The organism is Sphaerisporangium perillae, assembly GCF_023276435.1.
GTDB lineage: Bacteria > Actinomycetota > Actinomycetes > Streptosporangiales > Streptosporangiaceae > Sphaerisporangium > Sphaerisporangium perillae.
In genome coordinates this window covers 1-12,305 of the sequence record NZ_JALLPO010000051.1, presented here as the reverse complement: position 1 = coordinate 12,305, position 12,305 = coordinate 1, and the positions used below count along the sequence as shown (strand labels likewise).

General features: G+C 71.2%; 12 protein-coding genes and 1 pseudogene. 8 read left to right on the top strand and 5 right to left on the bottom strand.

The window, feature by feature from the left end; genetic code table 11:
• Positions 1-75: 75 nt before the first annotated feature.
• Genes MYF83_RS36070 through MYF83_RS36060 form a run of 3 tightly spaced genes read right to left on the bottom strand, consistent with a single transcriptional unit; the run spans position 76 to position 3,560 of the window.
• Positions 76-432, bottom strand: a complete 357-nt coding sequence (locus MYF83_RS36070; protein ID WP_248965289.1) for a nucleotide pyrophosphohydrolase — start codon at positions 430-432, stop codon at positions 76-78.
• On the bottom strand, positions 429-674 hold the full coding sequence (locus MYF83_RS36065; protein WP_248965288.1) for a hypothetical protein: 246 nt from the start codon (positions 672-674) through the stop codon (positions 429-431). The genes MYF83_RS36070 and MYF83_RS36065 overlap by 4 nt, the downstream gene beginning before the upstream one ends.
• Before the next feature lie 39 nt (positions 675-713).
• Complete coding sequence (locus MYF83_RS36060) at positions 714-3,560, bottom strand: AfsR/SARP family transcriptional regulator (RefSeq protein WP_248965287.1); 2,847 nt, start codon at positions 3,558-3,560, stop codon at positions 714-716.
• A gap of 203 nt (positions 3,561-3,763) precedes the next feature.
• Here MYF83_RS36060 and MYF83_RS36055 point away from each other — a divergent pair, with 203 nt between their 5' ends.
• From MYF83_RS36055 to MYF83_RS36025, 7 genes and pseudogenes are all read left to right on the top strand, one after another.
• Positions 3,764-3,928, top strand: coding sequence for a hypothetical protein (locus MYF83_RS36055; RefSeq protein ID WP_248965286.1), 165 nt, complete (start codon positions 3,764-3,766; stop codon positions 3,926-3,928).
• Positions 3,929-4,000: 72 nt separating this feature from the next.
• Positions 4,001-4,507, top strand: a complete 507-nt coding sequence (locus tag MYF83_RS36050; protein ID WP_248965285.1) for a MauE/DoxX family redox-associated membrane protein — start codon at positions 4,001-4,003, stop codon at positions 4,505-4,507.
• Positions 4,507-5,049 (top strand): TlpA family protein disulfide reductase, encoded by a 543-nt coding sequence (locus tag MYF83_RS36045; protein ID WP_248965284.1) that lies wholly within the window; start codon positions 4,507-4,509, stop codon positions 5,047-5,049. The genes MYF83_RS36050 and MYF83_RS36045 overlap by 1 nt, the downstream gene beginning before the upstream one ends.
• Positions 5,046-6,878, top strand: a complete 1,833-nt coding sequence (locus MYF83_RS36040) for an ABC transporter ATP-binding protein (RefSeq protein WP_248965283.1) — start codon at positions 5,046-5,048, stop codon at positions 6,876-6,878. The genes MYF83_RS36045 and MYF83_RS36040 overlap by 4 nt, the downstream gene beginning before the upstream one ends.
• A 37-nt stretch (positions 6,879-6,915) precedes the next feature.
• The gene (locus MYF83_RS36035) at positions 6,916-7,422 is read left to right on the top strand and encodes a S26 family signal peptidase (protein ID WP_248965282.1); all 507 of its coding nucleotides are present in this window, start codon (positions 6,916-6,918) and stop codon (positions 7,420-7,422) included.
• Positions 7,423-7,701: 279 nt separating this feature from the next.
• On the top strand, positions 7,702-8,358 hold the full coding sequence (locus tag MYF83_RS36030; RefSeq protein ID WP_248965281.1) for an HhH-GDP family DNA glycosylase: 657 nt from the start codon (positions 7,702-7,704) through the stop codon (positions 8,356-8,358).
• Between the two features lie 191 nt (positions 8,359-8,549).
• Positions 8,550-9,544 (top strand): annotated as a pseudogene (locus tag MYF83_RS36025) (IS5 family transposase).
• Between the two features lie 22 nt (positions 9,545-9,566).
• Here the strand turns inward: MYF83_RS36025 and MYF83_RS36020 are convergent.
• Both MYF83_RS36020 and MYF83_RS36015 read right to left on the bottom strand, forming a co-directional pair.
• The gene (locus MYF83_RS36020) at positions 9,567-10,388 is read right to left on the bottom strand and encodes an NAD(P)H-binding protein (RefSeq protein WP_248965280.1); all 822 of its coding nucleotides are present in this window, start codon (positions 10,386-10,388) and stop codon (positions 9,567-9,569) included.
• Positions 10,389-10,403: 15 nt separating this feature from the next.
• Entirely contained in the window at positions 10,404-11,783 is a 1,380-nt protein-coding gene (locus MYF83_RS36015; RefSeq protein WP_248965279.1) for an MFS transporter, read from the bottom strand.
• A 92-nt stretch (positions 11,784-11,875) separates the two neighbouring features.
• Between MYF83_RS36015 and MYF83_RS36010 the strand changes: the two genes are divergently transcribed.
• Positions 11,876-12,305: MarR family winged helix-turn-helix transcriptional regulator (locus MYF83_RS36010; RefSeq protein WP_248965278.1), on the top strand; the 430-nt coding region annotated here is incomplete at its 3' end.

Genomic DNA, 12,305 nt, shown 5'->3' with positions numbered 1-12,305 from the left:
TGGAGCAGAGTGAGCATGAAGAGGAATTCAGGCCGGTGGGCTGTCGGCCTTTCGAGTCGCCAGGTGGGCGCGTTTTCAGGGGAGAGGAGGGGCTTTCTTGGCGGAGCCCCGGTAGGTCTCCGCCGGGTAACGCTTGTCGCTCTGGTCGAGCTTGGCGTGGGCCGCCTGGACGAGGTCGATGCCCAGGACGTCGGCCAGGCGGACGAGGTAGAGCGTCACGTCGGCCACTTCGGAGCGGATGCGGGCGGCCTCCTCAGGGTCCTCCATGACCCTGGAGGACTCTTCCGGCGTCAGCCACTGGAACTCGGCGAGCAACTCGCCGGCCTCTCCTGCCAGTGCCATGGCGAGATTCTTCGGCGTGTGGAACTGTTCCCAGTCCCTTGCCTGCGCGAACCGCCGCATCCGGTCGGTCAGTTCCCCGAGTTCGGTCATGGCAGCACGCTACTGGCGGGGCTCGCCCCCGCACACTTACCAAGAATCCCGCCGGGTTCGCCGGTCCCGTGCCGGAAGATCCGCCTCACGGCTGTGCCGGGCCGGCCCGGCTGCCCGCCGGGGGAGGCTCGCGGGATCACCCGGGTTCCGCTGAGGAGGTCGTACGGCGTCCGGGCGGAGGGCAGGAACAGGGAACCGAGCCAGCCGAACATGATCATGTAGACCAGGACGGTCAGCACCATCACGCCTTCAGGCCTCCGGCGCGGTCGACGGTGGCCGCCTCAGGTGGTGTCGCTGCCGAGGTGCCGGGTTCGTTCCCGGAGGGCCGCCGCGTCCGCGGCGTTGAGGTCGTCGAGGATCGTCAGTGCGGACTCCCAGCGGTCGCGGGCCTGGTCGATGTCACCCGCTGCGGCGTGTGTATCGCCGAGGTGGGTGAGGGCGGCGGCTTGGAACGAGCGGGCGCCCAGTTCCCGGAACAGGGCGAGGGCCTGCTCGAAGCAGTCGACCGCCTCGTCGAAGTGGCCGAGGTGGTGGTGGGCGTAGCCGATGCTGTCCAGCGTGCCTGCCTGGCCGTATCGCGAGCCGATCTGCCGCTGCAGGAAGAGGGCCTGTTCGCCTGAGGCGAGGGCCTCGGCGTAGTCCCCCAACCGGGTGCGGCACCAACCGACCATGTTGAGGGCGTTCGCCTGCCCGGTGACGTGGTCGGCCGATCGGAAGAGAAGCAGGGCCTCTGAGGCGTGCTCCAGCGCCGTGCGGTAGTCGCCCTGCCCCTCCAGTGCCAGCGCCAGACTGATGTGCACGTTGGCGCGAGCGCTGTCGTCACCGTGCCCGGTGGCCAGCTCCAGTGCCTCCGCCAGGTGGGCGCGCCCCTCGTCGAAGCGGCCCAGCTGTGCGCAGGCGGTGCCGAGGACGCGGAGCACCCTGATCTGACCGGTCCGGTCGTCGAGCCGCCTTGTCGCCTCCAGCGCTATGCCCTGTACGGTCAAACGGTCGGTCCAATGCCCCCGGCGTTCCAGGAACTCGGTCATGGTCCAGGCCAGTTGCCAGGCGTGGACATCGAATCCTGATCGGTAGGCGTGCCGCGCGGCCGCGAGCAGGTTCTGGTGCTCCGCGGTGAACCAGTGCGTCGCCCGCTCGGAGTCCGGCACGTCACCCCGCGTCACCCCCGGTCCGGGTTCCGCCACCACCACCGGGTCGCGGTGCGGGTTGAGCGACATGGCCGCCGTCTGAGCGGTGTGCAGGTAATGGTCGAGCAGCCGGCGCGTCGCCGCGTACCCCTCGGGAGCGTCGTCCTGCCGAGCGAGTTCGGCGCTGTACGCCCGGAGCAGGTCGTGCGAGGCGAACCGGCCCGGCCGATGCTCCGTGACCAGGCCCGCCACGGTCAGCTCGGCGAGCAGGCCACGCGCCGCCTGCGGGGTGACGCCGGCGAGGCTCGCCGCGGCCGCCGTGGCGATGTCGGCGCCCGTGGTCAGCCCGAGCAGGCGGAACATGCGTGCCGCCGCGGGACTCAGTGTGCGGTACGACCAGGAGAAGACCGCGCGGACCTCGCCGGCCTCATCCCCTGCGCTGAGGAGGTCGAGTCGCTTGCGCTCGTCGCGCAGTTCGCCGGCGAACACGGCCAGCGGGAAGGCCGGATGTCCGGCGGCTCGGGCGGCCACGATCGCCAGTGCCAGGGGCAGTCGTGCGCACCAGGTGATGATCTCGTCCATCGCCTCGGGTTCGGCGGTGGCGCGTTCTGGGCCCAGGCGGCGGGCCAGCAGTTGCCGCGCTTCGGCGATGGCCGGCGGGTCCAAGGCGAGCGGGTGGGCGCCTTCGACGGCGACGAGGCTGGTGAGCTGGTTGCGGCTGGTCACCAGCACCAGGCTGCCGGGCGCCCCGGGCAGCAGGGGCCGTATCTGCTCGGCGTCGCGGGCGTTGTCCAGCACCACCAGCATCCGCCGCCGGGCGAGCAGGCTGCGGTAAAGCGCCGTCTGCGCGTCCACGTCGGGCGGCAGGCTCGTGGCCGGTACGGCCAGGGCGTGCAGGAACCCGCCAAGCGCCTCGCCCGGCGTCATCCCCGGCCCGTCCGGAGCGAATCCGCGCAGGTTGACGTAGAGCTGGCCGTCGGGAAACCGTGCGGCGACGCGATGGGCCCAGTGCACCGCCAGCGCCGTCTTTCCCACGCCCGCCGTGCCCGACAGTGTCGCGATGAGGACCGCGGTGGGCTGGTCGGCACTGCGGGCGAGAATCGCATCGAGGTCGGCGATTTCAGCGCTGCGCCCGGTGAACCCGCGCACGTCCAAAGGAAGTTGCGCCGGTGAGGTGGTCCGGACGTCCGCGGTCGCCGATGGAGCGGTGCCGGTTTCCGCCGCCGTCGACGGTGCGGGAGCCGATCCGGCTTCGCCGGTGTTCCCGTTCAGGATCGCCCGGTGCAGTTCTCGCAGTTCGTTTCCAGGATCCAGGCCGAGCTGATCGGCCAGCCGTCGCCGGAACGTCGCGTAGCAGTCCAGAGCTTCCGGGGTGCGTCCGGCGGCGCGCAGGGCACGCATCAGCGCCGTGACCAACGGCTCCGCCAAGGGGTTTTCCAGCAGCAGGTCGGCGAGCGGGCCGATGACCGCGGCGGCTTCACCCAGGCGCAGTTCCGCCTGCGCCCAGCGCACCGCCGCGTCGAGGTGCTGCTGATGCCAGGTTTGCCGTACGCGGTCCACCCAGTCGCCTTCGATGCCGCCAAGGGGAGTGCCCCGCCACAGCCCCAGAGCCTGCCGCAGCAGCCCCGCCGCCTCCGTCTCCGCGCACTGTCCGTCCCGCGCCTGTCCGACCAGGCGCCTGAAGCGGTGCACGTCGATCCTGTCGGGATCGACGTCCAGCACGTACCCTCCGCTGCGGCGCCTGAGCCTGGCCGATCCTTCCGCACCGGGGCTCACCTGCTCCAGTACCCGCCGCATTCTGGCCAGGTAGACATGGAGCGCGTGCCGTGCCCGCTCCGGCGGAGTCTCGCCCCACACCCGGTCGACCATGGTCTCCACCGGCACCGGCCGTGGCGTGTCCACTGCCACGGCCGCCCACACGGCCCGCTGCCGTGGAGGTCCGAGATCCACCGGCCCGCCTGCCGTCCATAACTCCAGCGGGCCCAGCATGCGTAACTCCACGATGGTCTCCCCCGTAGCGCGAGTTCTGCCTGATCTCTCGTTGACCAGGTGATTGAGAAATCTGCAGGGTTTTGGCCACTTTCCTGGCTGATGCTGAACCCGTGATCAACCCCGTGTCAACCGGGTTGACGGGGACGAAGCGCGGACCGGACCGTCCGAGGAGCGTGATCGGCGACTTCGGTCCAAAACGCGAAGGAGAAATCGTGAGCCGTCTCATCGATCGGATGATCGACCGGATCGTCCCGAAGGCCACCGTGTCCGCCTGCCAGTACACCGACGTGTGCAACGCCGCCGGCCATCCAGGCCTGTGGTGGCGCGAGTGCTGCGCGCAGACCGGGTGCCACTGGACCTACGTGGGGGGCTGCTGACCGACCGCCGGGACGACACCGGGTGGCGGCACCGCGCCGCCGCCCGGCCCTCCCACGAGGAGTGACATGGGCATGGAGTACGTGAGGGCGGCCTGCGCCACTCTGATCGTCCTGGTCTTCGCGGCCTCGGCGGTGTCGAAGCTGCGGGACTTCGACGGGTTCGCCCGATCCCTTCCCGCGCTCGCCCCGGTCGGAGCCGGCCTGGTCCGGCCGCTGGCCCTGGTCATCGTCGCCGCGGAGACGGCGACCCCGATCCTCCTGGCGGTGCCACCGGCGACCTCGTACGGCTTCGCGCTCGCCTGCGCCCTGCTCGCCGCGTTCACCGCCGCGATCGCCGTCGCCCTGCGGCGGGGACGGCGGGCTCCGTGCCGGTGCTTCGGCGCCTCGAGCGTGCCCGTCGGTCACCGTCACCTCGTCCGCAACGGCGCACTGTTGATCGTCACCGTACTCGGCGGGCTGGCGCCCCAGGGCCTTCCGGCGCCGGCCGGCCTGGCGGTGGCGGCCACGGCCGGCGTCGTCGGAGCGGTCCTGATCATTTCCTTTGACGACGTCGTCGACCTGTTCGCGAGGAGTTCCTGATGCCCTACCTTGCCGCCGCCGTGGTGCTGCTCGGCGTGCTGTGCCTGCTGAACCTGTCGCTCACGATCGGGATCCTGCGCCGGATGCGAGCGCAGGCCGTTCAGACGGGCGGGCCTGCCGGGGCGCTGTCCGCGCTGGGGCCGGGCTCTTCCGTCGGGGAGTTCACCGCCGTCACCACCGACGGCGAGCCGGTGTCCCCCACCACCCTGACCGGGGTGGTCGGCTTCTTCTCCTCCGGCTGCGAGCCCTGCCATGAGCTGCTACCGCGCTTCGTCGAGCACGCGCGGAAGCTGGGGCGCGAGAACGTGCTGGCGGTGTTCGGCGGCGACGACGAGGCGGCGGTGCGGGCCCTCACCCCGGTCGCCCGGGTCGTCGTGGCCGACCGTGACGGCGGGCCGGTGGCGCGCGCGTTCCAGAACACCTGGACCCCCCAGCTGTACCTGATCGGCGACGACCACAGGATCGTCGCCGTGGGCGGCCGGATGGAGGAACTGCCGCTCCCGGACCGGCACGACAGTGTCGCGGGCAAGGGGATCCGGTGAGCGGTGAGCGGGAGCGGGACCTGCGCATCGGCGTGCGCGAGCTGCGCACCTCCGTCGCGGAGGCCATCTCGATCATCTGGCGCTCGGCACCGCGGGACGTGGCGGGATCACTGCTGATCACCCTGGTCTCGGCCGCGGCGCCGGTCGCGACCGCGTGGCTGACCAAGCTGGTGCTCGACCGGTTGACGGCTCCGCACGGTGCGGTCGGAGGGCTGGCACTCGCACTGATCGCCACTGGGCTGGGAGCCGCCGCCCTGCCGGCGGTGCTCCGCTACCTGAGGGGGCACATCGGCCGGTCCGCCACCCTGGTCGCCACCGAACGGCTGTTCGCCGCAACGGAACGCCAGGTCGGCCTGCGCAGCTTCGAGGACCCGGCCTTCCAGGACCGGCTCCGGCTGGCCCAGCAGGCCACCGGTCGCATCGCCGAGCTGGTGGACGGCATCGGCAGCGGTCTCGGCGGTGCGCTTTCCCTCATCGGTTTCGTGGCATCCCTGCTGATCCTCAGCCCCGTGATGACCATCGTGGTGCTGCTGGCCGCCGTTCCCGTGCTCGTCGCCGAGCTGTATCTCGCCCGCCGCCGGTCGAGCATGGAGTGGAGCATCGAACGGTACTACCGGCGGGAGTTCTTCTACCTCCAGTTGCTCACCGGGGTGGCCGCGGCCACGGAGATCCGCCTTTTCGGCATCGGGGCGTTCCTGCGTGCCCGGATGATCGACGAACGGCTGTCGGCGAACGCGGGGATCCGGCGGATGGACCTGCGGGAACTCCGCGCCCAGGCGGGACTGACGGTGCTGAGCGCGGCGGTGGCCGGGGCCGGGCTGTGGTGGGCGATCGCCGCGGCGCGGCGCGGGGAGCTGAGCATCGGAGACGTCGCCATGTTCCTCGCGGCCGTCGCCGGCGTGCAGTCCGCTCTCGGGACGCTCACGTCGTCGATCTCCGGCTGGCAGTCGCGGCTGCTCGCCTTCACCCACTACGTCGCCGTCGTCACGGCCGAACCGGACCTGCCGCGTGCGGAGCGGGGGCACGCACCGCCGCTGGGACAGGGCGTCGAACTGCGGGACGTGTGGTTCCGCTACAGCGACGACCATCCCTGGGTCCTGCGCGGGGTGAACCTGACCATCCCCCACGGATGCGCCGTCGCGCTCGTCGGGCTGAACGGCGCGGGAAAGAGCACGCTGGTCAAGCTGCTGTGCCGGATGTACGACCCGACCCGAGGCCAGATCTCGTGGGATGGCACGGATCTGCGCGACATCCCCCCGGCCATGCTGCGCGAGCGGATCAGCGCCGTGTTCCAGGACCACATGAACTACGACATGACGGCCCGCGACAACATCGGCCTCGGCGACCTGAGCGCACGGGACGACCCGCGGCGGATCGAGGAGGCGGCCGCGCGTGCCGGGCTGCACGACAAGCTCGCCGGGCTTCCCCGCGGCTACGACACCCCCCTCACCCGCGTCTTCATGATGGGGGACGACCAGGACGACCCGGTGACCGGCGTCGTCCTGTCCGGCGGGCAGTGGCAGCGCCTCGCGCTGGCCCGGGCCTTCGTGCGGAACGACAGGGATCTGATGATCCTCGACGAACCCAGCTCCGGCCTGGATCCGGAGGCCGAACACGAGATCCATACCCGCATGCGGGAGCGCCGCGCGGGCCGTACCAGCCTGCTGATCTCCCATCGGCTCAGCGCCGTCCGCGACGCCGACTACATCGCGGTCCTCGGCGACGGGCGGATCATCGAACACGGGTCGCACGACGTCCTGCTCGCCGCCGACGGCGGCTACGCCAGGCTCTTCCGCCTCCAGGCCGCCGGCTACCAGGAGGCGCTGTGACGCTCGCCCTTCCGGCCGCCGGCTACCAGGAGGCTCCGTGACGCTCGCTCTTCCGGCCGCCGGGATGCTGCTGGCCATCGGCCTGCTGACGCTCTGGGTCCGCCGCGGCTTCCTGGCCGCCACCGTCCGCGGTACGAGCATGGAACCGACGCTGCGACCCGGCGACCGCCTGCTGGTCCGCAGGACGAAGCGCGTCCACGCGGGACAGGTCGTCGTCTTCGTGTACCCCGGCCCGCCGCACGCCGGAGAGCCTGTACCCGAGCGGGACCGTACGCTCCTCATCAAGCGGGCCGTGGCCGTGCCGGGCGACCGGGTGCCGGTCGCATGGGAGCTCCCGGATGTGCACCATGTGGCCGGCACCGTGGTGCCGCGCGGATCCCTCGTCGTGCTGGGCGACAACCGCGCGACCAGCTGGGACTCCCGGCACTACGGCTACGTGCGCCACGACCGCTTCATCGGTGTCGCGGTCCGGCGCCTGCCCAGACGGGAAACCTCCGAAGTGGACATCGTGCACGGGGATCCCTCGCGCGCTTCGATCGAGTGAGGAGGTCCCGCCTTACCTCGGTGGTAATCGACGGGCCGCGCCCGGACCACCCGCTACCACATCGACGAGGACAGCCTCACGGTCGCGCGGGCCCTCAGCGCCTAAGCAAGATCGCAGGGGCATGCCGAGCGGTTCGACCGGCACCGGGCGCTGCGGCGTCACCGTCGCTGCGATCGATCCGGCCGACGCGGTCACCGTCGGCCTCGCTGACCTGCCAGCGAGAAAGTTTTGGGTTGCGTACAGAGTGAGTACGTCGGTGCCGCCGGGTAGCAAGGCGGCATGGTTACGTCCGACAGGGCCGTGGTGGGGGCGTTGCTCGAGGAGCACGGCCGCACTTACGCGGAGGAGGCGGGGATCCGCCTCTCCGACAAGCCGGGACCGTTGTACCAGGTTCTGGTTCTGGCCACCCTGCTGAGCGCCCGTATCTCGGCGGAGATCGCGTCGGCCGCTACGCGGGAGTTGTTCGCCGCGGGGTTCCGTACGCCGGAGGCCATGGAGCAGGCCGCTTGGCAGGCTCGCGTGGACGCCTTGGGGCGTGGTCACTACCGCAGGTACGACGAGCGTACCGCCACCCAGCTCGGTGAGGGGGCCTGCCTGTTGCGGGAGAGGTGGGCGGGCGACCTCCGCCGGCTGCGCGACGAGGCGAAGGGGGACGCCAAGCGCATCCACGACCTGCTGACCGGGTTTCCCGGGATCGGCCCGGTGGGTGCCGACATCTACCTGCGCGAGGTTCAGGCGGTGTGGCCGCAGGTCGCCCCGTACTTCGACAAGCGTGTTCTGGAAGGTGCCCGAAGGCTCGGCCTACCGCACAGCGTGGATGCGCTGGCAGGTCTGGCCGGTTCGGGCGAGGATCTGGCCCGGCTCGCCGCCGCGCTGGTCCGAGTCTCGCTCAGCAAGCAGGCGGCCGAGATGGTGAAGTCCGCCGCCGAGTCGTAGAACGAGCCGTGGACATGGTCGGCCGGCTACTCGCCGCCGCGCGTGGCTGTGGGATGAGACCGCAAGTCGTATGACCGCCGCCGCTGTCGTGAACGCCCCGAGATAACCCCGGGTGCGACTAGGGCCTGTACGGAGTTCAGATCAGAAGGATTCGCCTGCGCGCCGGTCTCCGATCCTGGTACGCCATCGCCATGGCGCGTGGAGACCTCACCGATGACGAATGGACTTTGATCGGACCTCACCTGCCCTTGGGTGAGCGAGGCCCGATCCCGGACCTGCGGCAGCGGTTCAACGGCGTGATGTGGCGGTTTCGTACCGGCAGTCCGTGGCGGGACATGCCCGCCGAGTACGGACCCTGGTCCACCGTCTACGACAGGTTCCGGTCCTGGGCCACGGCCGGCGTCTTCGAGCAGCTGATGCAGGCCGTGATCGCTGAGGCCGCTGCCCGCGGGCAGGCCGACCTGGACCTGGTCAGCGTGGACTCCACCACGGCCCGCGCCCACCACCATGCCGCCGGAATGGTCCTGGACGGCGAGCTGGTCAAGGCGCTGGAGGAAGCCTCCGAACGAGAAAAGGGGCTGCATCAAAGGGGCAAAAACCTCAGAACGGCGACGAAGACGGCAAAGACGGGGACGGGGACGGGGACGAACGCCGGCGGTTACGCCGGCGGCGCCGGATACGGCTGACGGCAGCCGGGCTGGGCCGCTCCCGGGGCGGGCTGACTAGCAAGGTCCACCTGTCCGCCGACCGGCGATGCCGTCCGCTGTCCTTCGTCCTCACCCCGGGCCAAGCGGGAGACAGCCCGCAGTTTCGCCCCGTCTTGGCGCGCATCAAGATCCGCCTGCCCGTCGGCCGCCCGCGCACCCGCCCGGCCGCGGTGGCCGCCGACAAGGCCTATTCCTCCCGCGGCAACCGCATCTATCTGCGCCGGCGCCGCATCAAGGCCGTCATCCCCGAAAAGAGTGACCAGGCGGCCAACCGCAAGAAACGCGGCTCCCGCGGCGGCCGCCCGGTCAGCCATGATCTAGATCTCTACAAGCAGCGAAACACGGCGGAACGGTGCATCAACCGGATCAAAGAGTGGCGCGGGCTGGCCTTCCGCTTCGACAAGACTCCCAAGAGCTACCTTGCCGGCCTTCATCTACGCGGAGCCATCTTGTGGGTCCGAAGCCTCCAACCCATCTAAATATCCGAAGTTCGTACAGACCCTAGCCGAGGAAGGCCGCCCGGTGCTCCTCGGCCCACGAGGCGAAGGTGCGCGCGGGCCGCCCGGTCAGTTCCTCGACCACTGGGGTGAGCTCGGCAGGGCGGCCGTCGCAGCTTTGCCAGTAGTCGAGGAGCGCGTCGCCGAAGGGCCCGTCGATGTACTCGGCCATCTCCGCCTTCCACTCCTGCCTGGTGATGTGCTTGACGGCGATGTCACGCCCGGTGACGCGGGACAGGACGCCGATCTGGTCGGTGAATGTGAGCGACTGCGGTCCGGTCACGGTGTACGGCCGGGCGCCGAGCGCGGGGTCGGCGAGGACGGCGGCGGCCACCGCGGCGATGTCGGCCTCGTGGACGGCGTCGACGTGCGCGTCCGGGTACGGCAGGCCGATCGGCATCCCGGCTTTGATCGGCCACGACCATCCCATCGCGTTGCCGCAGAAGGTGCCGGGCCGCAGCAGCGTGCTTCGCACGGGCGAGGCGGCCAGGGCCCGTTCGGCGTCGATGTGAGACTTGGCCAGTGGGCTGGCGTCGGGGTCGGGCGTGAGCACGGCTGCGGAGGACAGCAGCACGATGTGCTCGACTCCGGCCGCTGCGGCCGTTTCGGCGAACTCGTCCGCGTGTGAGGGCTCGGCGTACAGGAACACCGAGGTCACACCGGCGAGGGCGGCGGTGAAGGTGGACGGGTCGCGCAGGTCGCACCTGACGGCCGACGGGTCGGTGGGGGCTGAGGAGGCCGGACGGACGGGCCGGCCCTGCTCGCGCAGCAGGCCGATGAGCGCGGTGGCGACGGCGCCGCGAGCGCCGGTGACAAGAGTGGTCATGTCGGTAGATCCCTTCTAGTGGTGGTTCTGCGGCCTGCGCGGCAGGAGCCACACCAGGCCGCAGCAGGTGAGCGTGGCGGCGATGACGACCAGGAGGCTGCGCGTGACGGCCTCCGCCTGGCCGGTGGTGTGGAAGTAGACGGTGGTCACCGCGGCGGCGCCGGCGGCGTTGGCGAGCTGCTGGGTGGCGCTGAGCACCCCTCCTGCGCTTCCGGCCTGACGGGGGCCGAGGTCGCCCATGGTGACGTCGTAGACGGTGGCGAAGCAGGTGCCGAGGCCGAGTCCGATGACGAGCACCGGCGGCACGAGGGCCCATGCGCCGCCCGGAACGACGGCGAGCAGCCAGATGGCTCCGATCAGGGTGATGCCCAGGCCGATGGCGATGAGGACGCGGCCCAGCCGGGCGACGAGGCGGTGGCAAGCGATCGAGGCGATGACGATGCCCAGGGCCACAGGGGCCAGGTGCAGCGCGGCGCGCACGGGCGAGTAGCCCAGGCCGACCTGGAGGAACAGCGACAGGACGTACAGCAGCCCGGATACGGCGGCGAAGAACACGACGCCCAGCACGAGCCCGGCGGTGAAGCCGCGGTGGCGCAGCAGCGACGGCTCGATCAGCGGGCTGCGGGCCGTCCGCTGGCGCAGGCAGAACAGCCCGGCGAAGGCCAGCCCGCCGCCCAGGCACAGGAGTGGGCGCGACGACCAGCCACCGGCCGAGCCGTCGATCAGGCCGTAGAGCAGTCCGAGCATGGCCGCCCCGAGGAGCGCGGCGCCTGGGCCATCGACGGCCGTGCCGCGGTCTCCGTCGTCGGGGGGCAGCAGCCGGACGGCGGCGAGCAGCGCGCCGCCACCGAGCACGATGTTGATCAGGAAAATGGCGCGCCACCCGAGGCCCAGCAGGTCGGCCTGGATGAGGAAGCCCGCGAGCACCGGCCCGCCCACGGAGGAGGCGCCGAGCGCGGGGGCGAAGAGGCTGAACGCCCTGCCGAGCTGGTCGCGGGGGAAGACCGCGCCGAGGATGCCGAAGCTCTGCGGGATCATGAGCGCCCCGAACGCCCCCTGGACGATCCGCCCGGCGATGATCGTGCCTGGGTTGCCGGCCAGGCCGCAGGCGATCGAGGCGAGGGTGAAGCCGGCGAGGCCGGTGAGGAAGACCCGGCGGCGGCCGTACCTGTCGCCGAGGCGTCCGCCGGTGACCAGCAGGACGCCGAGCGCGAGCGCGTAACCGGCGCCGAGCCATTGGACGAGCGCCTGCCCCCCGCCGAGGTCGGCGGCGATGGTGGGGGCGGCGAGGTTGGTGATGGTGCCGTCGAGCAGGTCGAGGACGGCGGTGGCGAGAACGACGGCCAGCACGGCCCACCGTCTGCCGGTCGTCTCAGGCGACGCGCGGATGAGCATGGACGCCTCCGGATAGAATGAAGGCGTGGCGCAAAGATTGCGCTACGCAAAGATTGTGTTGCGCACATAAATGTGGAGTACGGAGCCGCCTGGTGTCAAACCGAGCCGAGACGTTGAAGCGGATCACCGACGAGAGCCAGCGCCATTACGCGGCCTACACGCTGTTCAACCAGGCCATGGCCGACCGGCTCGGCATCCACCCCACCGACCTGCAGTGCGTGGCGCTGCTCGACCTGGAGTCGGGCCCAGTGAGCACCGGCGAGATCGCCCGTCTCACCGGCCTCACCCCTGGCTCGGCCACCCGCCTGGTCGACCGCCTGGACAAGGCCGGCCTCGTCGTGCGGCAGACCGACCCCGACGACCGCAGGCGCGCCCTGGTCGCCCTCGCTCCCGACGCCCGCGCGCGGATCAGCTCGGCCTGGGAGATCCCGGGCAGGGCGTTCGGCGAGGTGCTCGACCGCTACGACGACGCTGAACTGGCTCTGATCGCCGACTACCTCCACCGGGCCGCCGCGGTCGGCC